The sequence below is a fragment of the Pantoea sp. RCC30.1 genome, assembly GCF_058148845.1.
Genome location: NZ_JBXUHX010000010.1, coordinates 1 through 21246 on the forward strand (window position 1 = coordinate 1; position 21246 = coordinate 21246).

22 protein-coding genes are annotated in these 21246 nt (G+C 57.0%); 19 read left to right on the plus strand and 3 right to left on the minus strand.

Features of this window, described 5'->3' with window-relative positions:
* From ccsA to mlaA, 8 genes are all read left to right on the plus strand, one after another.
* A partial coding sequence (gene ccsA / locus AC2LB6_RS10735; RefSeq protein WP_490093490.1) for a cytochrome c biogenesis protein CcsA occupies positions 1–410 on the plus strand: 410 nt, incomplete at its 5' end.
* Complete coding sequence (ccmD, locus tag AC2LB6_RS10740; RefSeq protein ID WP_490093491.1) at positions 407–640, plus strand: heme exporter protein CcmD; 234 nt, start codon at positions 407–409, stop codon at positions 638–640. The genes ccsA and ccmD, both read left to right, overlap by 4 nt.
* Positions 637–1122 (plus strand): cytochrome c maturation protein CcmE, encoded by a 486-nt coding sequence (gene ccmE / locus AC2LB6_RS10745; protein WP_419138738.1) that lies wholly within the window; start codon positions 637–639, stop codon positions 1120–1122. The genes ccmD and ccmE overlap by 4 nt, the downstream gene beginning before the upstream one ends.
* A complete protein-coding gene (locus AC2LB6_RS10750; RefSeq protein ID WP_490093492.1) occupies positions 1119–3077 on the plus strand; it encodes a heme lyase CcmF/NrfE family subunit in 1959 nt (652 codons plus the stop codon). Before ccmE ends, AC2LB6_RS10750 begins: the two co-directional genes overlap by 4 nt.
* Complete coding sequence (locus tag AC2LB6_RS10755; protein WP_490093493.1) at positions 3074–3631, plus strand: DsbE family thiol:disulfide interchange protein; 558 nt, start codon at positions 3074–3076, stop codon at positions 3629–3631. The genes AC2LB6_RS10750 and AC2LB6_RS10755 overlap by 4 nt, the downstream gene beginning before the upstream one ends.
* Positions 3628–4080 (plus strand): cytochrome c-type biogenesis protein, encoded by a 453-nt coding sequence (locus AC2LB6_RS10760; protein WP_490093494.1) that lies wholly within the window; start codon positions 3628–3630, stop codon positions 4078–4080. Before AC2LB6_RS10755 ends, AC2LB6_RS10760 begins: the two co-directional genes overlap by 4 nt.
* Entirely contained in the window at positions 4080–5291 is a 1212-nt protein-coding gene (gene ccmI / locus AC2LB6_RS10765; RefSeq protein ID WP_490093495.1) for a c-type cytochrome biogenesis protein CcmI, read from the plus strand. Before AC2LB6_RS10760 ends, ccmI begins: the two co-directional genes overlap by 1 nt.
* 150 nt (positions 5292–5441) lie before the next feature.
* Positions 5442–6206, plus strand: a complete 765-nt coding sequence (gene mlaA / locus AC2LB6_RS10770; protein ID WP_136197890.1) for a phospholipid-binding lipoprotein MlaA — start codon at positions 5442–5444, stop codon at positions 6204–6206.
* An 86-nt stretch (positions 6207–6292) separates the two neighbouring features.
* On the opposite strand, the gene fadL is transcribed toward mlaA, so the two are convergent.
* Complete coding sequence (gene fadL, locus AC2LB6_RS10775; RefSeq protein ID WP_490093496.1) at positions 6293–7576, minus strand: long-chain fatty acid transporter FadL; 1284 nt, start codon at positions 7574–7576, stop codon at positions 6293–6295.
* A gap of 358 nt (positions 7577–7934) precedes the next feature.
* Between fadL and AC2LB6_RS10780 the strand changes: the two genes are divergently transcribed.
* The 4 genes from AC2LB6_RS10780 (at position 7935) to sixA (ending at position 12503) form a co-directional block, all read left to right on the plus strand.
* Positions 7935–8231 (plus strand): YfcZ/YiiS family protein, encoded by a 297-nt coding sequence (locus AC2LB6_RS10780; protein ID WP_490093497.1) that lies wholly within the window; start codon positions 7935–7937, stop codon positions 8229–8231.
* A 158-nt stretch (positions 8232–8389) separates the two neighbouring features.
* A complete protein-coding gene (gene fadI / locus AC2LB6_RS10785; RefSeq protein ID WP_490093498.1) occupies positions 8390–9700 on the plus strand; it encodes an acetyl-CoA C-acyltransferase FadI in 1311 nt (436 codons plus the stop codon).
* Positions 9700–11796, plus strand: a complete 2097-nt coding sequence (gene fadJ, locus AC2LB6_RS10790; protein ID WP_490093499.1) for a fatty acid oxidation complex subunit alpha FadJ — start codon at positions 9700–9702, stop codon at positions 11794–11796. Before fadI ends, fadJ begins: the two co-directional genes overlap by 1 nt.
* Positions 11797–12020: 224 nt before the next feature.
* Positions 12021–12503 carry a phosphohistidine phosphatase SixA gene (sixA, locus tag AC2LB6_RS10795; protein ID WP_283547454.1) on the plus strand — a complete coding sequence of 161 codons (483 nt, stop codon included), beginning with the start codon at positions 12021–12023 and terminating at the stop codon, positions 12501–12503.
* 30 nt (positions 12504–12533) lie between these two features.
* Here sixA and smrB read toward each other — a convergent pair whose 3' ends face one another.
* Positions 12534–13082 (minus strand): endonuclease SmrB, encoded by a 549-nt coding sequence (gene smrB, locus AC2LB6_RS10800; protein WP_031590577.1) that lies wholly within the window; start codon positions 13080–13082, stop codon positions 12534–12536.
* 159 nt (positions 13083–13241) lie between these two features.
* Here smrB and prmB point away from each other — a divergent pair, with 159 nt between their 5' ends.
* The 6 genes from prmB to AC2LB6_RS10830 are packed head-to-tail and all read left to right on the plus strand — an operon-like array spanning position 13242 to position 17831.
* Positions 13242–14174, plus strand: coding sequence for a 50S ribosomal protein L3 N(5)-glutamine methyltransferase (gene prmB / locus AC2LB6_RS10805; protein ID WP_033783751.1), 933 nt, complete (start codon positions 13242–13244; stop codon positions 14172–14174).
* Between the two features lie 48 nt (positions 14175–14222).
* Positions 14223–15308, plus strand: coding sequence for a chorismate synthase (gene aroC / locus AC2LB6_RS10810; protein ID WP_078804626.1), 1086 nt, complete (start codon positions 14223–14225; stop codon positions 15306–15308).
* A 4-nt stretch (positions 15309–15312) separates the two neighbouring features.
* Positions 15313–16137, plus strand: coding sequence for a penicillin-insensitive murein endopeptidase (gene mepA / locus AC2LB6_RS10815; RefSeq protein ID WP_490093500.1), 825 nt, complete (start codon positions 15313–15315; stop codon positions 16135–16137).
* 8 nt (positions 16138–16145) lie between these two features.
* Positions 16146–16949 carry a sulfite exporter TauE/SafE family protein gene (locus tag AC2LB6_RS10820; protein ID WP_090959111.1) on the plus strand — a complete coding sequence of 268 codons (804 nt, stop codon included), beginning with the start codon at positions 16146–16148 and terminating at the stop codon, positions 16947–16949.
* 19 nt (positions 16950–16968) lie between these two features.
* The gene (locus AC2LB6_RS10825) at positions 16969–17514 is read left to right on the plus strand and encodes an elongation factor P hydroxylase (protein WP_090959114.1); all 546 of its coding nucleotides are present in this window, start codon (positions 16969–16971) and stop codon (positions 17512–17514) included.
* Between the two features lie 32 nt (positions 17515–17546).
* Positions 17547–17831 (plus strand): YfcL family protein, encoded by a 285-nt coding sequence (locus AC2LB6_RS10830; protein WP_003854283.1) that lies wholly within the window; start codon positions 17547–17549, stop codon positions 17829–17831.
* A gap of 33 nt (positions 17832–17864) precedes the next feature.
* Here AC2LB6_RS10830 and mnmC read toward each other — a convergent pair whose 3' ends face one another.
* Positions 17865–19871, minus strand: a complete 2007-nt coding sequence (mnmC, locus tag AC2LB6_RS10835) for a bifunctional tRNA (5-methylaminomethyl-2-thiouridine)(34)-methyltransferase MnmC2/FAD-dependent 5-carboxymethylaminomethyl-2-thiouridine(34) oxidoreductase MnmC1 (protein WP_490093501.1) — start codon at positions 19869–19871, stop codon at positions 17865–17867.
* A 154-nt stretch (positions 19872–20025) separates the two neighbouring features.
* Between mnmC and fabB the strand changes: the two genes are divergently transcribed.
* Positions 20026–21246, plus strand: a complete 1221-nt coding sequence (gene fabB / locus AC2LB6_RS10840; RefSeq protein ID WP_090959120.1) for a beta-ketoacyl-ACP synthase I — start codon at positions 20026–20028, stop codon at positions 21244–21246.

A 21246-nucleotide genomic window follows, 5' to 3' on the forward strand; every position in this document is an offset into this window, starting at 1 on the left:
GGTCCGCCTGGGGCAAGCCGATGTGGGGCACCTGGTGGATCTGGGATGCGCGTCTGACCTCGGAGCTGGTGCTGCTGTTCCTCTATATGGGCGTCATTGCGCTTTATCACGCTTTTGATGACCGTCGCACCGCAGGCCGGGCCGCCGGAATTCTGATTCTGGTCGGTGTGGTCAATCTGCCGATTATTCACTTCTCGGTGCAGTGGTGGAACACCCTCCACCAGGGCTCATCAGGCATTCTCCAGCAGGCGATTGCACCAGTAATGCGTACGCCGCTGCGCTGGTCGATCCTCGGTTATCTGCTGGTCTTTATTACGCTGACTCTGATGCGACTGCGTAACATGATTCTGTTAACCGAACGTCATCGTCCCTGGGCGATTGATGTGGCGAAGCGGGGAGAACAGTCATGACCCCCGCTTTTTCCTCCTGGAATGCCTTCTTTGCTATGGGAGGCTACGCCTTCTACGTCTGGCTGGCGGTGGCCTGCACACTGCTTCCACTCATCGGCCTGACCCTGCATACCCTGTTGCTGCGGCGTCGCCTGCTGGCTGAGATTCGCCAGCGCGATGCGCGGGAACAACGCATCCGGGCGGCAAAATCTAAAAAAGCCGCGGCTGAAGCGGCAGGAGACACACTGTGAATACCCGTCGACGCAACCGCCTCTATGCGGCAGTGGCGATTCTGCTCGGCCTTGGCCTGGCCACCGCGCTGGTGATGTATGCGCTGCGCTCAAACATCGATCTGTTCTATACCCCAGGTGAAATCCTTTACGGCAAAGGCGAGGCGCACGAGAAGCCGGAAGCGGGCCAGCGGCTGCGCGTTGGAGGCATGGTAATGCCCGGCAGTGTCCGGCGCGATCCGAAAACGCTGGCAGTATCGTTCAAGCTTTATGATGCGCGCGGTGTGGTCAGCGTCAGTTTTGAAGGCATCCTGCCGGATCTGTTCCGTGAAGGGCAGGGCGTCGTGGCGCAGGGCGTGCTGGCGGCGGGCAACCAGGTGATCGCCAAAGAAGTGCTGGCGAAACATGATGAGAAATATACGCCGCCGGAGATTGAAGACGCGATGAAGAGTAATCATACCGGCCCGCAGTCGCTGTATCAGGCGGGAAATAAATCATCATGATGCCTGAGATTGGTACTTTTCTGCTCTGCCTGGCGCTGGGCCTCTCCCTGCTGCTGAGCAGCTATCCGCTGTGGGGTGCAATACGCCAGGATGCCCGCCTGATGGCGATGGCACGTCCGCTGGCTTGCGGCCTGTTTGTCTGCATCGCGGCAGCTTTTGCGCTGCTGGTCTGGGCCTTTATCAGCAACGATTTTACCGTTGCCTATGTCGTCACTAACTCCAATAGCCTGCTGCCGGTTTACTATCGCATTGCTGCCACCTGGGGCGCGCATGAAGGGTCGCTGCTGCTGTGGGTGTTGCTGCTCAGCACCTGGACACTGGCGGTGGCAATATTCAGTCGCGGTATGCCGCAGGATGCGCTGGCCCGTGTGCTGGCGGTGATGGGGATGATCAATCTCGGCTTCCTGCTGTTTATCCTGCTGACCTCGAATCCGTTTGGTCGCACGCTACCGGACTTCCCGATAGATGGGCACGACCTGAATCCGATGCTGCAGGATATTGGCCTGATCTTCCATCCGCCGCTGCTCTATATGGGTTACGTCGGTTTTTCGGTGGCGTTTGCCTTCGCTATCGCCTCTCTGATGGCCGGACGACTGGATACCGCCTGGGCGCGCTGGTCACGTCCCTGGACGACTGCAGCCTGGGTCTTTCTGACCATTGGTATCGTCCTCGGCTCCGCGTGGGCCTATTACGAGCTGGGCTGGGGCGGCTGGTGGTTCTGGGATCCGGTTGAAAATGCGTCGTTTATGCCGTGGCTGGCAGGCACCGCCCTGATGCACTCGCTGGCGGTTACCGAAAAGCGTGGCACCTTTAAGGCCTGGACCGTGCTGCTGGCGATTACCGCGTTTTCGCTGAGCCTGCTGGGAACGTTCCTGGTGCGCTCCGGGGTGCTGGTGTCGGTGCATTCCTTCGCCTCCGATCCGGCGCGCGGGATGTTTATCCTCGCGTTCCTGGTGATTGTCATCGGCAGTTCGCTGCTGCTCTATGCGATCAAAGGCGGGCAGGTGCGTGGCCGGGTGCAGAATGAAACCTGGTCGCGCGAATCGTTTCTGCTGGGCAATAACGTGCTGCTGATTGCCGCGATGCTGGTCGTTCTGCTCGGCACGCTGTTGCCGCTGATTCACAAGCAACTGGGACTGGGCAGCATTTCGGTCGGCGAGCCATTCTTCAACACCATGTTCAGCTGGCTGATGGCGCCGTTTGCGCTGCTGATGGGGATCGGACCGCTGGTGCGCTGGCGTCGCGATGAACCGCAGAAGCTGGCTAAACGGCTGGCGTTGGCGTTAATAGTGACCCTGGCCTGTTCCGTCATCATTCCCTGGTGGCTGCAGGATCGCATTGAGGCGATGACCGTGCTTGGCCTGCTGATGTCACTCTGGATTATCGTGCTGACGCTGCTGGAGCTGCATGAACGCGCCACCCATCGTCATCCGTTCTTTGCCGGTTTACGTCACCTGTCACGCAGCCACTGGGGCATGGTGCTGGGCCATCTTGGCGTGGGTGTGACGGTGATTGGGATTGCGTTCAGCACGCAGTACAGCGTGGAACGGGATGTGCGGATGAAGGCGGGCGATAGCGTCGATATTCATCATTATCACTTTGTCTTCCGCGGCGTGCAGAATCTGCAGGGGCCAAACTACAGTGGCGGCATGGGCATCATCGATGTCACGCGCAACGGCAAACATGAAGCAACGCTGCAGGCGGAAAAACGCTTTTATACCGCTGCCCGCACCATGATGACTGAAGCGGCGATCGATGGCGGTTTCAGCCGCGATCTCTACGCGGCGCTGGGTGAAGAGCTGGAGGATGGCGGCTGGGCTGTGCGCATCTACTACAAACCCTTTGTCCGCTGGATCTGGTTCGGTGGCGCGCTGATGGCGCTGGGAGGGCTGTTCTGCCTGTTTGATCCCCGTTACCGTTCACGCAAAAAAGCGGAACCGGAGGCGCGGACATGAACAAGAGAATCCTGTTTATTCCTCTGATGCTGTTTCTGCTGCTGGCGGCAGCGTTACTGTGGCAGCTGACACGCAATGCCGATGGCGACGATCCGACCCGTCTCGAATCCGCGCTGATCGGCAAACCGGTGCCGCTGTTCCGACTGGAAGCTCTGGATCAGCCGGGCAAAATCTACGACCAGCGCGTCCTGACCGATGGCAAACCGATACTGCTGAACGTCTGGGCGACCTGGTGTCCGACCTGTCGCGCCGAGCATCAGTATCTGAATACGCTGGCGGAGCAGGGCATTCGCGTGGTCGGGCTGAACTACAAAGACGATCGTCAAAAAGCAGTGAACTGGCTGAACACACTGGGCAACCCGTACGCGCTGAGCCTTTATGATGGCAACGGCATGCTGGGACTGGATCTCGGCGTCTATGGCGCACCGGAAACTTTCCTGATCGACGGTAACGGGATCATCCGTTATCGCCATGCGGGCGATCTCAATGCGCGCGTCTGGGATCAGGAAGTGAAACCCTTATGGATCAAATACAGTGCGGAGGCGGGATCATGAGAACGCTGTTACTGCTCTGCGGTCTGCTGTTCAGCATCAATCTCTGGGCGACCATCGACACGCTGCAATTTGACTCGGTGGCGCAGGAAGAACAGTACCGTGACCTGACCGCTTCCCTGCGCTGTCCGAAATGTCAGAACAACAGCATCGCCGATTCAAACGCGATGATTGCCGCCGACATGCGGCTGAAAGTTTATCAGCTGATGAAGCAGGGTCAGAGTCGCCAGCAGATCATCGACTACATGGTGGCGCGCTACGGCAACTTCGTCAGCTATTCACCGCCGGTTACGCCCTCAACCGTGATTCTGTGGGCTGGCCCGGCGCTGTTTGCGCTGCTGGGTGGTGCGGTGATCATCCTGCGTAGCCGTCAGCGCAAAACCCGCAGTGTGCTGGATGAAGATGAGCAACAGCGTCTTAATGCGCTACTGAAGTCAGACAGGAAGCCGTAATGAGTGCATTTTGGATCACCCTCTTTATTTTATTGCTGGCAGCCTGCACGCTTTTCCTGGCGGCGGGCTGGCGGCAACGTCAGGCCAGCGCAGGCGATCGCGATCGCCTGAATCAGCGCTTCTACCATCAGCGGATAGATGAGCTGGCGCAGGATGAAGAGCAGGGCGTTGTTGCTGAGCGTCCGCTGATGGAGCGGGAATTACAGCAGACATTGCTGGCGGATATTCCACCGGCACAGACGATGCAGTCACACAGCAGCAGTCGCTGGATTTTGCTGCCAGGCCTGATTGTACTGATTGCGGTCTCGCTGGGGACTTATCTGAAAACCGGCGGCCTGGCACAGCTCACTGGCTGGATGCAGGTGCAGCACGCGTATCCTGAGCTGCGAGCCCGACTGATGGACCCCGGCGCTAAACCGCTGAGCATGGAAGAGCTGGCGCGTTTACAGCTCGGATTGCGTACCGCGTTGCAAACTGAACCGGATAATCTGGCCGACTGGACCATGCTGGGGCGGCTTGGTATGGTGCTGAATAATGCGGAGATCGCCAGCCAGGCGTTTGAGCATGCATTACAGCTGGCCCCCAACGATCTGGCGCTAAAGCAGGATTATGCTGAGGTTCTGACGCGATCTTCCGATCCGCAGGATAACCGTCAGGCGTCACTGCTGTTGCAGTCATTGCTTAAAACGGATCCGCAAAACCTGCGGACGCTGAGCTTGCTGGCGTTTAATGCCTACGGGCAGCAACAATATGATCAGGCTATCGACGCATGGCAGACCCTTTTAGCTCTGTTGCCTGTCGATGATAAGCGGCACGCGATGATCGCCCGCAGCATTGAGAAGGCCAGAAGTGAGGCGGGGCAGCAGAGTCGTCAGCTGGCGCTGACCGTGACGCTGGCACCTAAGGCAGAAAAAATGTTACCGCCGGACGGAGTGTTGTATATTTCGGTTTCTGACGGGGATTCACCGGTACCGGTGGCGGTTAAGCGGATGCCGCTTAGCCACTTCCCGCTGTCGCTGACGCTGGATGACAGCAACGCTATGATGCCGGATCGTTTGCTTTCGGTGCAGCATCAGGTAGAGGTTCGGGTGCGAATCTCCCGCGATGGTAGCGCCAATCCGCAGCCGGGTGACTGGATGGGTCTGAGCGCAGTGACACCCTGGGATGGGCATCAGCCGATCGCGGTAGAGATCAATAAGCAGCTTCCCTGAACGTGAAAATTGATAACGTTAATAACGATGCGTGCCATTGCCTGCTGCCTCTGGCACAAACTCAGCTATGCTCATCGGGTAAGCCGATTCGACACCGGGCTTTGACCTGAACGATGGGTAGACCTTTTTCATCCGCACAGGGAGATTGGAATGAATTATCGCCTGACCAGCCTGGCTGTAGCCAGCGTCCTTCTGGTAGGTTGTGCCAGTTCAAAGCCGGCGAATAGCGATCCTGCTCAGCGCAGCGATCCCTTCGAAGGCTTTAACCGCACGATGTTTAACTTTAACTACAACGTGCTGGATCCGTATGTATTGCGTCCGGTCGCTGTCGCCTGGCGCGATTATGTGCCGGTCCCGGCACGTACCGGCCTGAGCAATTTCCTTGGCAACCTGGAAGAGCCGGCCAGCATGGTCAACGCCATCCTGGTCGGTAACGGGCGTGACGCGGGTATTCACTTCACCCGTTTCTTCCTGAACAGCGTGCTGGGCCTGGGCGGTTTCATTGACGTTGCTGGTAAAGCGAACCCGGAACTGGCGCGTGAAGAGCCGCACCGTTTCGGTACCACGCTGGGTCACTATGGTGTCGGCTACGGCCCCTACGTTGAACTGCCTGCTTACGGTAGCTTCACGGTGCGTCAGGATGGCGGCGACTACGTCGATACGCTTTATCCGATCCTCGGCTGGCTGACCTGGCCGATGTCGATCGGTAAGTGGACGCTTGAAGGGATCGAGACCCGCGCGCAGCTGCTGGATTCAGATGCGATCCTGAAACAGCAGAGCGATCCGTATGCCTTTATCCGTAACGCCTACTTCCAGCGTCACGACTTCCTGGCACGTGGCGGTAAACTCAAGCCGGAAGACAATCCTAACGCAGCCGCGATTCAGGATGACCTGAAAGATATCGACGCGCAGTAAGTGCATGCTCTCTGAGCCAGCTCGCTGCCCACGGTCACGAAAAAGGGCGACTCACCAGAGTCGCCCTTTTTGATCCCGCCCGCCAGTCAGAACTTGTAGTTAAAGTTCGCGCCGTAGAGCCAGGCCTTACCTTCAGAGGTAAAGGTATAAGGACCTTCTTTCACCGTCACTTTCTGTCCGTGCATATAAGAGATGCCTAAATCAACCGAGGCATCATCGTTAAAGGCATAAGATGTACCGGCACTCAGCCATAAACGATCCTGGTCCGGAATAGAGATAGAACGCTTATCAGCCGGAACCGGGCTATCATCAAACGCAATGCCGGTACGGAACGTCCAGTTCTTGTCGTAGGAATAGGTCGTGCCCAGCGCAATGCGGTACGCATCGTGGAAGCTTTCATCTTTATAGAACAGCGTCTGACCGTTAGAGCCAGTGGCTTTCAGCTCCTGGAACTGACTCCAGCTGGTGTAAGCCATGCTGTAGTGAACCGCCCACTGCGGTGCCACTTTATGCCAGCCTGACACTTCCCACATCTCTGGCAGATTCAGGGTTAACGCGCCTGGAACGGTGGTGCCGTTGGTGCCAAAAGGGACACCTGACACTTGCGGGTTATTCACCGCATTAAGCCGGGAGGAGAGATTACTTTTGTAATCGCCATCAAAATCAACTTTCACTTCCGAACGATAGGTAAAGCCGAAGCGGTTATTTTCATCCACTTCATACAGGATACCGGCATTCCAGCCGTAGCCCCACTCATCGCCTTTCAGATGGGCAACCTGCGTATCAGCCGGAACGCCCAGCCTGGCGCCTGATTCACCGGCATAGCGTTCAAATTTAGCTTTGGCATAAACGGCATCAAAACCAACACCCACACTAAAATGTTCATTTAAGCGATAGGCGGTGCTGAGATTAAAATTACCGGTCATCAGGTCAGTTTTACCGCCGTAACCGCCTGCGGTGTAGCCATTATTAAACTCTGTTGCTAAGCCGTAGTTTGAGGTTGCAGATGCGCCAATCCACCACTGATCGTTGATGGGCTGGACATAATGAATATTGGGGACCCACTGATTAGGAGCAATATTATTGGCATCCAGGCTGCGGCCGCTGGGACTGCGACCACTGATATTCACATCCGGCGCAATATAGACGGCCCCAATAGAAAATTCCGGACGATCCATTAACGCCATTGTCGCCGGGTTACGACTGGCTGACGCCGCGGTATCACCCATTGCCCCTTCGCCTGAATATGCGCGACCTAAACCAATCGTAGAGAATTCATTTAACTGAAACCCAGCAGCGTAAACGTGGGAAGAGACAAGCGCCACTGCAGCCGCCACGGCTGACTTTGCAAACAGGTTTTTATGGTTCATGACCACAACCTCATGTGAATTATTATTTAACGCTAGAACGTCGCGTAACAAAGGACGGCGGATTGTAGGGACTGATGTAAAGCGCACATATCAGACCAGTGCGGAGAGTATAGGTCCGACCTGTGTGCATGTTGCAATATTGTTTTTAAAATATTTCAGATTTGATCGCTTAAAATTCGATCTGCATAACAAAACTGCCCTGATTCTGCACAGCATACCGATTCCAGTTTGTTCTGGATCAATTTTTATTGTGATATTCGTCACTTAGCAACAGGTGCGTGGCGCATCTTTCAGCGAGCAGGTAAGATTTCGTCCATAAAATCGCTCAACCTATGCAATTGCTGGTCTGGAGAATGAAATGACTGATGCCATTAAAAAATGCAGTGCGACTGAAACCGCAGCCTGTTGTTGTGTGGATGTCGGCACGGTAATGGATAACACCGATTGCACCGCCAGCTGGTCAGAATGGTTTGCTCAGCGTGCCGATGCGGAAGCGAAATTAGCACAACTGACCGAACGGGCCCGTCAGGTTGAATCTGAACCCTGTGTGATTGAATCGCGCTTCAGCGACGTGAACCAGGGTGTGCAGCTGGATATCGATTTCACTTTCAGCTGCCAGGCTGAAACCATGATTTTTCAGCTCGGTTTGCGTTAAGTCCCAAAGCGCCGCGTCAATGCGGCGTTTTTCATTTTCGTGTTTCCCTTCGCACTTTTTCCTTTCCGATATTGGCGGCTCACCCGCTTGTGGTTAACACTGATCAGGTCAGACCTCTTCAGGCAATGATGCCACAGTCCCAGCCACAGGTGAGAACAATGAGCAAAGCGCAGCCGCTGCTGACGCGTGATGGTGAACGCATCGCAATAACCCACGGGTTACGCACCCCTTTTTTGCGCCAGGCGACCGGCTTCCATGGCATTCCGGCCATTGAGTTAGGACGCATGGTGGTCAGCGAATTAATGGCGCGCAGTGAACTGCCAGCTGAGGTGATCGAACAATTGGTCTTTGGTCAGGTCGTGCAGATGCCGGAAGCGCCGAACATTGCGCGTGAAATTGTGTTGAGCAGCGGGCTGAGTGTGAATACCGACGCCTACAGTGTCAGCCATGCCTGCGCCACCAGTTTCCAGGCGGTAGCGAATGTGGCAGAAAGTCTGATGGCGGGCACTATTTCTGCGGGCATTGCCGGAGGCGCAGACTCCTCCTCGGTGCTGCCAATCGGCGTCAGCAAGACGCTGGCCCGCGCGCTGGTGGATCTCAACAAAGCCCGCAGCTTCGGGCAAAAACTGCAAATCCTGCGACGCCTGCGTCCGCGCGATCTGCTGCCGGTGCCGCCTGCGGTAGCGGAGTATTCAACCGGCCTGCGTATGGGCGACACAGCCGAACAGATGGCCAAGAGTCATGGTATCACCCGTGAGGCACAGGATGCGCTGGCGCTGCGCTCCCATCAGCATGCCGCCAGAGCCTGGCAATCCGGTGTACTCAATCAGGAAGTGATGGCAGCCTTTGTGCCGCCGTGGAAAAGTGCCATCGATCAGGACAATAACGTGCGTATGAACGCCAAAGCGGAGGATTACGCCCGACTACGTCCGGCATTTGATCGCCAGCACGGCAGCGTCACCGCGGCCAACAGCACACCACTCACCGATGGCGCGGCCGCCGTGATTCTGATGCGCGAAGGCCGCGCCCGTGAACTGGGCATCAGGCCGCTGGGCTATCTGCGCAGCTACGCCTTTACCGCCATTGGTGTGCAGCAGGATATGCTGCTGGGCCCGGCGTACGCTTCACCACTGGCACTGGATCGCGCTGGCATAACCCTGACCGATCTGACGCTAATCGATATGCATGAAGCGTTTGCTGCCCAGACGCTGAGCAATCTGCACATGTTTCGCGACGAGCGCTTTGCCCGTGAGGTGCTGAATCGTCCGCATGCGCTGGGCGAAGTTAACGAAGAGCGTTTTAACGTGCTGGGGGGATCGATCGCCTATGGTCATCCTTTTGCCGCCACGGGCGCGCGCATGATCACTCAGACGCTGAATGAATTACGTCGCCGGGGCGGCGGGTTAGGACTGGTCACCGCCTGTGCGGCAGGTGGTCTGGGTGCGGCAATGGTTCTGGAGGCCGAATAATGGAGCAGAATGCGTTTCATCTGAAGATGCGACTGGATCACGTCGGCATCATCACGATCGATGTCCCTGGCGAGAAGATGAACACCCTGAAAGCGGAGTTTGCCGGGCAGATCACCTCGATTATTGCGGAGGCGCGGCGCGATCCGCAGCTGGCGGGCCTGGTGTTGATCTCTGGCAAAGCGGACAACTTTATCGCGGGCGCGGATATCAGCATGATCGATCGCTGTAAAAGTGCGCAGGAAGCCGAAGCGCTGGCAAAGCAGGGCCAGGAAGTGATGGCTGTGATCGATGCGCTGCCTTTCCCGGTAGTCGCAGCCATCCACGGTGCCTGCCTCGGCGGCGGACTGGAGCTGGCGCTGGCCTGCGATGCGCGTATCTGCTCGCTGGATGATAAAACCCGTCTTGGCTTGCCAGAAGTGCAACTTGGTTTATTGCCAGGCTCCGGTGGCACTCAGCGGCTGCCACGCTTAATTGGTGTGCAGCAGGCGCTGCCGCTGATTCTGACCGGCAAAACGCTGCGGGCTAAACAGGCACGTAAGCTGGGTGTGGTCGATGACGCGGTGCCGCAGGCGATTCTGCTGGAGACGGCTATCGCGCGGGTGAAGAAGGGCAAGTTCAGTGGACGAACGCTGCCGCTGAGTGACCGTCTGCTACACGGTCCGGTGGGCCGTCAGGCACTGTTTGCGCTGGCGACCCGCCAGACAGCAGCCAAAACCCAGGGTAACTATCCGGCAGCAAATCGCATTATTGAAGTGGTGCGCATCGGACTGGAGCAGGGCAGCCGGGCCGGACATGACGCTGAAGCGCGTACCTTTGGTGAACTGGCGATGACGCCAGAATCCGTTGCGCTGCGCGGGATCTTTTTTGCTACCACGGCCATGAAAAAGGAGCGGGGCGGTGAAGCTGAACCTGCCACAATAAAGAGCGTCGCTATTCTCGGCGGTGGCCTGATGGGCGGCGGCATCGCCAGCGTCACCGCAATCAACGCGGGCTTGCCGGTGCGCATCAAAGATATCAGCCTGGAAGGGGTAAACCATGCGCTGAAAAGCAGCTGGGAACTGCTGAGCAAAAAGGTCAAACGACGTCAGCTGACTCCGGCACAGCGGCAGCAGCAGATGGCACGTATCACGGGCGGCACTGATTATCAGGGCTTCTCACAGCGCGATGTGGTGATTGAAGCCGTATTCGAAGATTTAGCGCTGAAGCAGCAGATGGTCAGCGAAGTGGAAGCACACTGTCAGCCGCACACGCTGTTTGCCTCGAACACCTCTTCATTGCCGATTGAGGAAATCGCCGCCAAAGCGCAGCGTCCGGAAAACGTCATCGGGCTGCACTATTTCAGTCCGGTCGATAAAATGCCGCTGGTGGAAGTGATTCCCCATATGAACACCTCCACCGCAACGGTGGTGACGGTTGTGGCGCTAGCGCGCAGCCAGGGCAAAACCCCGATTGTGGTGGCGGACAAGCCGGGTTTCTATGTTAACCGCATTCTGACGCCCTATATAAATGAAGCGATGCGTTGCCTGCTGGAAGGCGAGCCCATTGACCATATTGATCGGGCGCTGGTGAAGTTTGGTTTTCCGGTCGGCCCAATTCAACTGCTGGATGAGGTCGGCATCGACGTCGGCAGCAAAATCAGTCCCATCCTGCATCAGGCCTATGGCGAACGCTTTGCCGCGCCCGCTGCTTTTGATGCGGTGCTGAAAGATGGCCGCAAGGGACGTAAAAACAGCAAAGGCTTTTATCGCTATGACCAGCCGCGCTGGCAGCGTAAAAAACCGGACGCTTCGCTGTATACGTTGCTGAAAGTCTCGCCGCAGGCCAGGCAGAGTGAAGCTCAGATTGCTGAACGCTGCGTAATGATGATGCTGAATGAGGCGGCCCGTTGTCTTGATGAGCAGGTGATTCGCTGCGCGCGCGATGGCGATATCGGTGCGGTGTTTGGCATCGGCTTTCCGCCATTTTTGGGCGGCCCGTTCCACTACATGGACAAACTGGGCGAGGCGGAAGTGGTCAACAGATTAACCCGGCTTGCACAGCAACATGGGGAACGTTTTACACCCTGTGAAGCGCTGATTGATGCGTCTACAAAATAGACGAAATTTTACATTTCTGTTGAAAGTGGAATAACCAATCCGATTCAGCGGCTTAGAAAAGCGCCGCCAGAGTGTGCGGCGCAGCATGATTCTGAGAAGTGCTTATTTAATAAACAACCGGTTGACTATACTAAAGCCATTAGGGTAAAACACAGCGTTCATTCGCAGAGTGAAGAGTCAGACGCTACGCGTCGGGCGATGTCGACAAACAACAGCGGTGCTTTATGCAAGTTTTTATCATGCGTCACGGCGATGCGGCTCTGGAAGCAGCCAGTGATTCAGTCAGGCCTTTGACCTTATGTGGCTGTAATGAATCACGTCAGATGGCCAACTGGCTTAACAGCCAGACGCCAGACATTGAGCGAGTTCTGGTGAGTCCCTATTTACGCGCGCAGCAAACGCTCGCAACCGTGCGTGAAGCCTTTCCCCTGCCGGAAGGCCAGGATGTACTGCCTGAATTAACGCCGGGCGGCGATCCGGAGATGGTCGGGTGCTATCTGCAGGCCCTGGCGAATGAAGGCGTGAAATCGGCGTTGGTGATCTCACATTTACCGCTGGTGGGGTATTTAGTCTCTGAACTGTGCCCGCAGGAAGCACCGCCAATGTTTGCCACTTCCGCTATTGCCTGCGTGGAATTCGATCCCGCGGCAAGTGCCGGTAAACTGCTATGGCAGGTCAGTCCCAAAAAACTGGCGAAAGCGATCTGACGTCTGTGGGCCGATCATTCCGGCCCTCTCCTAAGGCAATTCAGGCGGTTGCCACTCTTCAATCTCAATCAAAACTAACAGCGCGGCGTCACCGCCAAACATCTTCGGTGCCTGATGAAAAGCCATCACCCACGGGTGCTGGGCCAGCCACAGCGGCGTCTGCTGTTTCAGAATATGCTTTCCATGACCGGTCATGACGCTGGCGCAGAACAGATGTTCACGGCGGCAGGCGGCGATGAGCGCGCCCAGTTCCTGCTTGGCCTGCTGCTGCGTTAAGCCGTGCAGATCGAGAAAAATCTCGGGTGTATAGTCGCCACGACGTAATTTTTTCAGCTCAAAGTGGCTGACATCGGCACGCACGTAACGGGTGGCACCTTCCGTTGAGAGCAACGGCTGAAACTCATCCGAAAAGTAATGACTGTTGTCCGCCTGCTCTGAAAGCAGACGCTTTACCGGAATCTGGCGGGTTTTCACCGGCGCTTTGTGGACAAAGGTGTCCTGTTTCAACTGGCGTGTCCCCGTCATTAACTGGCGAAACAGCGCCTGATCATCCGGGCTTAGTGGTGTTTTTTTACTCATGGCAGGTCAGTCATATCAGAAAAGGCTGTCACACAGCAGAGCCGCTACCTTACCGCTAAGTGTCATTAAATGTCAGCTTTTTCACCTTGCTGCGCTGAATTCTCCCCGGCTTCATGGCACACTACTGGCCGATTTAGCAAAAGGCCTGCGGAGGGCTACGTGGACAAAATTTTCGTCGATGAGGCAGTGAACGAACTGCACACCATTCAGGACATGCTGCGCTGGGCGGTAAGCCGCTTTTCCGCTGCCGGAATCTGGTACGGACATGGCACAGACAATCCCTGGGACGAAGCCGTTCAACTGGTCCTGCCGTCACTCTGGCTGCCGCTGGATATTCCGGAAGATATGCGTAGTGCGCGCCTGACTGCCAGCGAACGTCTGCTGATCGTTGAGCGCGTTATCCGTCGCGTCAACGAGCGTATCCCGGTCGCGTATCTGACCAATAAAGCCTGGTTCTGCGGTCACGAATTTTTTGTTGATGAGCGCGTGCTGGTGCCGCGTTCACCGATTGGCGAACTGATTGAGAACCGCTTTGCCGGTCTGGTCAGCACGCCGCCCCGTCATATTCTGGATATGTGTACCGGCAGCGGCTGCATCGCGATTGCCTGCGCCTATGCTTTCCCGGAAGCGGAAGTGGATGCTGTCGATATCTCCACCGGTGCGCTGGCCGTCGCCGAGCAGAACATTGAAGAGCATGGCCTGATTCATCAGGTGACGCCGATTCGTGCCGACCTGTTCCGCGAACTGCCGCAGCTGAAATATGACCTGATCGTTACCAATCCGCCGTATGTTGATGCGGAAGATATGGATGACCTGCCGAACGAATATCGTCACGAACCAGAGCTTGGTCTGGCGGCAGGCAGTGATGGCCTGAAGCTGGTACGCCGCATTCTGGCCTGTGCACCGGACTATCTCAGCGAGCAGGGCGTGCTTGTCTGCGAAGTGGGTAACAGCATGGTGCACATGATTGAGCAGTATCCCGATGTGCCCTTTACCTGGCTGGAATTCGACAACGGCGGTGACGGCGTCTTTACGCTGACGCGCCAGCAGATTGTCGACGCACAACACCATTTCTCTTTTTACAAAGACTAAAAAAAGTGGGGCGCAGCATCGCCCGCGGAACCCTGAGAAGGAAACAGCATGGCCGGAAACAGCATCGGGCAATTTTTTCGAGTAACTACCTTTGGCGAGTCCCACGGTCTTGCGCTGGGCTGTATCGTTGACGGCGTGCCGCCTGGCATCCCGCTGACCGAAGCCGATATTCAGCACGACCTCGATCGCCGTCGTCCAGGCACATCGCGCTATACCACGCAGCGCCGCGAGCCGGATCAGGTGAAAATTTTGTCCGGTGTGTTTGAAGGTGTGACCACCGGCACCTCGATTGGCCTGCTGATTGAGAACACCGATCAGCGTTCGCAGGATTACGGCGCGATTAAAGATCTGTTCCGTCCGGGCCATGCTGATTACACCTACGAGCAGAAATATGGTCAGCGCGACTACCGTGGCGGTGGCCGCTCGTCGGCGCGCGAAACCGCGATGCGCGTGGCGGCGGGTGCCATCGCCAAGAAATACCTGCAGATGAAACACGGTGTGGTGGTGCGCGGCTATCTGTCACAGATTGGTGATATCGCCTGTGAGCTGAAAGACTGGAGCATCGTGGAAGAGAACCCGTTCTTCTGCCCGGATGCCGACAAACTGGAAGCGTTGGATGAACTGATGCGTGGCCTGAAAAAAGAGGGCGACTCCATTGGCGCTAAAGTTACGGTCATGGCAGAGAACGTGCCGCCAGGCCTGGGCGAGCCGGTCTTCGACCGACTGGATGCCGATCTGGCGCACGCGCTGATGAGTATCAATGCCGTTAAAGGCGTCGAAATCGGTGACGGCTTTGCGGTGGTGAACCAGCGCGGCAGTCAGCATCGCGATGAGATCCGCCACGATGGTTTCCAGAGCAACCACGCGGGCGGCATTCTGGGCGGCATCAGCAGCGGTCAGATCATCAGCGCCAATGTGGCGATGAAACCGACCTCCAGCATCACTGTGCCGGGTAAAACCATTACCCGCGACGGCGAAGAAGTAGAGATGATCACCAAAGGTCGTCACGATCCCTGCGTTGGGATCCGTGCCGTGCCGATCGCTGAGGCGATGATGGCGATCGTCCTGATGGATCATCTGCTGCGCCAGCGGGCGCAGAACGGTGACGTTAACAGCTCCGTGCCGCGCTGGTGATGGCATGAAGGCGCTCCTGCTTACCCTGAGTGCGCTGCTAATCAGCGCCTCCAGCCTGGCGGCGACGCCATGGCAAAGCATTCAGCATCCGATCAGCGGCGCACCGCAGTCCATTGGTGGCTTTGCCAACGGCTGTATTGTTGGCGCGCAGTCGCTGCCGCTGAATTCACCTTACTATCAGGTGATGCGTCAGGATCAACGGCGTTATTTTGGCCATCCCGATCTGATTCAGTTTATTCAGCGGCTCAGCACCCAGGTGCATAATCTGCAACTGGGTAATATGCTGATTGGCGACATGGGCATGGCAGCAGGCGGGCGTTTCAGCAGCGGTCATGCCAGTCATCAGACCGGGCTGGATGTGGATATCTGGCTGCAACTGCCAAAAACCCGCTGGAGTGCACAGCAATTGCTGAAGCCGCAGCCGCTGGATCTGGTCGGGCCGGGCGATAAAAATGTAATTGCGCGCCACTGGCAGCCGGAAATCGACAGCCTGATCAAACTGGCGGCGAAAGATGACGATGTTACGCGCATCTTCGTCAATCCGGCCATTAAAAAGCAACTTTGTGCCGATGCGGGTAACGATCGTGACTGGCTGCGTAAAGTACGCCCGTGGTTTGCTCATCGTGCCCATATGCATGTGCGGCTGCGCTGTCCGGCCGGCAGTATGGGTTGTGAAGATCAGCCCGCACCGCCTCCGGGCGATGGCTGTGGCGCAGAGCTGCAGAGCTGGTTCCTGCCGAAACAGCCGGGTTCTGGCGCGCCGGTGAAACGTGAGCCACCGCCGTTACCGCCTGCCTGTCAGGCCCTGCTGGATAAACATTTACTGTAAGGGATTCCATGGATTGGTTTGTGGTCAGCCCGCTGCTGGTCGGGCTGCTTTTTTTAATCGCCATGCTCGCCGGTTTTATTGATTCAATCGCGGGTGGCGGGGGATTACTTACGGTACCTTCGTTGCTGGCTGCGGGCCTCTCTCCGGCTCAGGCGCTGGCGACCAATAAACTGCAATCGGTCGGCGGATCGTTTTCCGCCAGTCTCTACTTTGTCCGGCGTGGTGCGGTTAACCTGAATGAACAGTGGCTGAACATCGCCATGACGCTGCTGGGGTCTGTGCTGGGCGCGATACTGATTCAGCGCCTGCAGGCGGATTTCCTGCGCCAGATGCTGCCGCTGTTTTTAATCGCTATTGGCTTGTGGTTCCTGCTGATGCCGCGCCTGGGTGAAGTTGATCAGGCGCGTCGCCTGCACGGCCTGGCCTACGCGCTGGTCGGCGGCGGGGCCGTGGGCTTCTACGACGGATTTTTCGGACCGGGCGCAGGCTCCTTTTATGCGCTGGCTTTCGTCACGCTCTGCGGCTACAACCTGGCCAAAGCGACCGCCCATGCCAAGGTGCTCAACTTCACCTCAAACCTTGGCAGCCTGCTGTTCTTTATCTTTGGCGGCAAAGTGGTGTGGGGAACCGGTCTGATCATGATGCTTGGCGCTTTCTGCGGCGCGCGTCTGGGCGCACGGCTGGTGCTGAGCCGCGGACAGAAACTGATCCGCCCGATGGTGGTGATTGTCTCTGCCGTCATGAGCATTAAATTACTGTGGGATAGCCACGGCAGCGAAGTTCTGGCCTGGCTGGCCACGCTGCATTCGTAACCTATTACGTGATACCGTCATGAACCCGACTCATCATTATGAACAGCTGATCACGCTGTTTGATCGCTGTTTCAGCGATGAATTTCAGACCCGTCTAATTAAAGGCGACGATGAACCGATCTATCTTCCTGCTGATGCCGGGTCGCCGTGGAACCGCGTGGTCTTTGCCCACGGCTTTTACGCCAGCGCTCTGCATGAGATCTCACACTGGTGCATCGCCGGTGAAGCCCGCCGCAAACTGGTCGATTTTGGCTACTGGTACTGTCCGGATGGCCGCGATGCGCTGACCCAGAGTCAGTTTGAAGCGGTGGAAGTAAAACCTCAGGCGCTGGAGTGGATGTTTTGTACGGCGGCAGGCTTTCCCTTCAACGTGAGTTGTGACAATCTCGACGGAGATTGTGAGCCGGATCGCATTGCATTCCAGCGTAAAGTGCATGCTCAGGTCATGAGCTATCTGACGTCGGGCATTCCCGACCGTCCCGCGCGTTTTATTACCGCTCTGGCGGAATTTTATGGCAGGCCTTCTTTAACCGCGTCGCAGTTTCCCTGGCCGGACGATCTGTGATGCAGGAAGGCATTATTAAAAGAGGAATTGAGATGATCGCAGAATTTGAAGCGCGTATTCTGGCCCTGATTGACGACATGGTCGAGCATGCCAGTGACGATGAGCTGTTCGCCAGCGGTTATCTGCGCGGGCATCTGACCCTGGCGGTCGCTGAAGTGGAGCAACTGGGCGAACATACGCCAGAAGCGCTACAGATTCAGGTGTCCCGCAGCCTGCAGAATGCCATTGCTGCCGGAGAACTCTCGCCGCGCGATCAGGCATTGGTGGTCGGGATGTGGGATAACCTGTTTGTTCAGGCACGCCAGCTCTCCGCATAACGGTACAGGGCGGCGTGCCGCCCGTAGCGTCTGCTAAACCGCTTTCCCCTTCAGTAATTTCCTCACCCAGTAACGATTCGGATTGAGCGCTGCCAGGGTACTGGCATCCAGAGGCTGCGGTTCACCCGCGAGCTGAGCAGCCAGCACTTCGGCCGCCAGCGGCGCACTGCACAGGCCGCGCGATCCCAGCGCCCCAAACAGATACAAGCCCGAAAGATCAGGTGCGTCAGCGATGTCATGACCTGCCGCCAGCTGAGCCGGTAAATCGGCGTACTGCCTAAGCGTAGCGTTATAATCCGGCACGCCGCCGACCATCGGCAGATGATCCCGGGTGGCACAGCGCACCCCCATTCTTGCCTCTCCGTCACTGACATCCACTATGGCTGCCCAGCCGCTGTCAGGCAGACACTGCACCAGGCGGCTGCGGTTCTCCTGCTGGTCCTCTTCCCGGTAATCTGTAGCGGTATCACCACGGTGATAGCTGGCGCCGATGCAATGGGTGCCAAACTGCGGGCTGACGGGCGTCAGATAGCCGTCGTAACAGAGCACGGTTTGCAGTGCGTTAAGGCCCGGCGTTGAGGGAACATGGCTCACCTGACCGGCCACCGGATAGGTCGGCAGCGGGGCGCTCTGCGCAAAGTCGGCAATGGCATGACCATTCGTAAGTACAACTGTTGCATGACGTACCGCCGGACGATCGCTGAACGTCAGCGTCCAGTGCTCTTCCTCGCGTGACAGCTCGCTTACGCGGTGCAGCCAGTGAATACGCAATCCCTGGGTTTCGCCATGCACCAGCATCGCGGTGGTCAGCTCTGCTGGTGAGAGCCAGCCACCCTGCGGGTAGAAAATGCCGCCACAGCCGTGTTCGACATTCGCCAGCTTCTCCGCTTCTGCCATATCGACGCCATGGGCGATGGATTCAGGCAGGTCCATCGCCAGCATCTGATCAATCTTCTTACGGCTTTTATCATCCCAGCCCAGTTGCAGCACACCGCTCCAGTGATGTTCATAGGTCAGGGTTAACTGATCGTAGAGTCGTCGGGCAAAGCCGAAGGCCGCGGGGAAAAAGGTGGCAAGCGCCGGATCATGCTGGTTGAGCAGTGGATAGAGCGCCCCCTGACGGTTGCCGGACGCGCCCAGCGCGGGCGCTTCATCGGCGCAGTAAAGCGTGACCCGCCAGCCGCGACGCAGCAGCGCCAGCGCCAGAGTGGCACTGGCGACACCGCCGCCAATCAGGGCAACGTCGCGCTGCTCCGCAGATTGGCGATGATACCAGGGCTGCATGCTGCGCAACTGGGGGGCATCCTGCAACGGCCCGCATAGCATTTCGCGCTTCGGGCCAAATCCTTTGCGGCGAGTGACCGCAAAGCCCGCCTGCTGCAGACCGCGCCGGACAATACCTGCGGCAGTAAAGGTCGCGAAAGTTCCCTGCGGGCGCGCCAGTTTTGCCATCATGCCGAACAGTTCCGGTGTCCACATATCCGGGTTCTTCGAGGGCGCGAAACCATCCAGGAACCAGGCATCCACCTGACGATTCAGGCTGTCATCCAGCTCTCCCATCAGCTGGTTAATATCGCCCAGCCACAGGTCGAGCGTGATCCGTCCGTCGTCAAACAGCAGTCGCTGACAGCCGGGCAGGGCAGCGGGCCACTGCGTCTGTAAGGCCTCCGCCCAGGGAGCCAGTTCAGGCCAGTGCTGCTGGGCCGCAGCCAGGTCATCACGGGTTAACGGAAATTTCTCAAAGCTGATGAAATGCAGACGTTTTAAAGTGGCATCAGGCTGTTCACGCTGAAACGTATCGAACGCCTGCCACAGCGTCAGGAAATTGAGGCCGGTGCCAAAACCGCTTTCCGCCACAACCAGAAGATCGCGCGGATGCTCCGCAAAACGCTGTGGGAAACCGTTGCCGCCAAGGAAGACATAGCGTGTCTCTTCCAGACCATTGTCATTAGAGAAATAGACGTCGCCAAACGCTCGGGAAACAGGTGTACCCTGTTCATTCCAGTTTAGCTGCGCATGTTCAACCGGTGTTAATTTCACGGTAAAGGCTCGTTTTTCAGGCAGTGGCGCGATTCTAGCGACCCACGTGACATGACGCAAATTTACAAAAGGAAATAGCTGATCGGACTTGTTCGGCGTACAAGTGTACGCTAGAGTGCATGCCAATTAAGAAGAAGTGGATGAGGAAGATTGAATGAAACGTGCTGTGATTACTGGCTTAGGGATCGTTTCCAGTATTGGTAATAACCAGCAAGAGGTGCTGTCATCTCTGCGTGAAGGACGCTCTGGCATCACCTTTTCTGAAGAGATGAAAGATTCCGGCATGCGTAGTCACGTCTGGGGTAACGTTAAATTAGATACCACCGGCCTCATCGATCGCAAAGTTGTGCGTTTTATGAGTGATGCGTCCATCTATGCTTATCTTTCCATGGAAGAAGCGATTAAAGATTCCGGCCTCACCACTGAAGCGTATCAGAGCAACCCACGTGTGGGTCTGATTGCAGGTTCAGGCGGCGGTTCTCCGCGTTTCCAGGTATTTGGTGCTGATGCAATGCGCAGCCCACGTGGCCTGAAAGCAGTTGGCCCTTACGTGGTCACCAAAGCGATGGCTTCTGGCGTTTCTGCCTGCCTCGCCACGCCATTCAAGATTCATGGCGTAAACTACTCGATCAGCTCCGCCTGTGCCACCTCGGCACACTGTATTGGTAACGCCGTTGAGCAGATTCAGCTCGGCAAGCAGGATATCGTTTTTGCGGGCGGCGGCGAAGAGTTGTGCTGGGAAATGGCCTGTGAGTTCGACGCCATGGGCGCGCTCTCTACCCGTTACAACGACACCCCGGAAAAAGCGTCACGCACTTATGACAATGAGCGCGACGGCTTTGTTATCGCTGGTGGCGGTGGCATGGTGGTGGTTGAAGAACTGGAGCATGCGCTTGCACGTGGTGCGCACATCTATGCCGAAATCGTCGGTTATGGTGCCACTTCAGACGGTGCAGACATGGTCGCTCCATCAGGTGAAGGCGCAGTGCGCTGCATGAAGATGGCGATGCACGGTGTCGATACACCAATCGACTATCTGAACAGCCACGGAACCTCTACCCCGGTGGGTGATGTTAAAGAGCTGGGTGCGATTCGTGAAGTGTTTGGCGATAACACGCCATACATCTCAGCCACCAAAGCGATGACTGGCCACTCGCTGGGTGCCGCTGGTGTGCAGGAAGCGATTTACTCGCTGCTGATGCTGGAGCATGGCTTTATCGCGCCAAGCATCAACATCACCTCGCTGGACGCCGCCGCAACCGGTATGAACATCGTCACTGCGCCGATGGAAAAAGAGCTGACCACCGTAATGTCTAACAGCTTTGGTTTCGGCGGCACCAACGCCACGCTGACCATGCGTAAATATCAGGCGTAA

Excerpts from the sequence above, each read along its gene's own strand:
- ccmD (WP_490093491.1), top strand. The coding sequence starts at position 407 with ATGACCCCCGCTTTTTCCTCCTGGAATGCCTTCTTTGCTATGGGAGGC.
- AC2LB6_RS10750 (WP_490093492.1), top strand. The coding sequence starts at position 1,119 with ATGATGCCTGAGATTGGTACTTTTCTGCTCTGCCTGGCGCTGGGCCTC.
- AC2LB6_RS10755 (WP_490093493.1), top strand. The coding sequence starts at position 3,074 with ATGAACAAGAGAATCCTGTTTATTCCTCTGATGCTGTTTCTGCTGCTG.
- AC2LB6_RS10760 (WP_490093494.1), top strand. The coding sequence starts at position 3,628 with ATGAGAACGCTGTTACTGCTCTGCGGTCTGCTGTTCAGCATCAATCTC.
- ccmI (WP_490093495.1), top strand. The coding sequence starts at position 4,080 with ATGAGTGCATTTTGGATCACCCTCTTTATTTTATTGCTGGCAGCCTGC.
- mlaA (WP_136197890.1), top strand. The coding sequence starts at position 5,442 with ATGAATTATCGCCTGACCAGCCTGGCTGTAGCCAGCGTCCTTCTGGTA.
- fadL (WP_490093496.1), bottom strand. The coding sequence starts at position 7,576 with ATGAACCATAAAAACCTGTTTGCAAAGTCAGCCGTGGCGGCTGCAGTG.
- AC2LB6_RS10780 (WP_490093497.1), top strand. The coding sequence starts at position 7,935 with ATGACTGATGCCATTAAAAAATGCAGTGCGACTGAAACCGCAGCCTGT.
- fadI (WP_490093498.1), top strand. The coding sequence starts at position 8,390 with ATGAGCAAAGCGCAGCCGCTGCTGACGCGTGATGGTGAACGCATCGCA.
- fadJ (WP_490093499.1), top strand. The coding sequence starts at position 9,700 with ATGGAGCAGAATGCGTTTCATCTGAAGATGCGACTGGATCACGTCGGC.
- sixA (WP_283547454.1), top strand. The coding sequence starts at position 12,021 with ATGCAAGTTTTTATCATGCGTCACGGCGATGCGGCTCTGGAAGCAGCC.
- smrB (WP_031590577.1), bottom strand. The coding sequence starts at position 13,082 with ATGAGTAAAAAAACACCACTAAGCCCGGATGATCAGGCGCTGTTTCGC.
- aroC (WP_078804626.1), top strand. The coding sequence starts at position 14,223 with ATGGCCGGAAACAGCATCGGGCAATTTTTTCGAGTAACTACCTTTGGC.
- mepA (WP_490093500.1), top strand. The coding sequence starts at position 15,313 with ATGAAGGCGCTCCTGCTTACCCTGAGTGCGCTGCTAATCAGCGCCTCC.
- AC2LB6_RS10820 (WP_090959111.1), top strand. The coding sequence starts at position 16,146 with ATGGATTGGTTTGTGGTCAGCCCGCTGCTGGTCGGGCTGCTTTTTTTA.
- AC2LB6_RS10825 (WP_090959114.1), top strand. The coding sequence starts at position 16,969 with ATGAACCCGACTCATCATTATGAACAGCTGATCACGCTGTTTGATCGC.
- AC2LB6_RS10830 (WP_003854283.1), top strand. The coding sequence starts at position 17,547 with ATGATCGCAGAATTTGAAGCGCGTATTCTGGCCCTGATTGACGACATG.
- fabB (WP_090959120.1), top strand. The coding sequence starts at position 20,026 with ATGAAACGTGCTGTGATTACTGGCTTAGGGATCGTTTCCAGTATTGGT.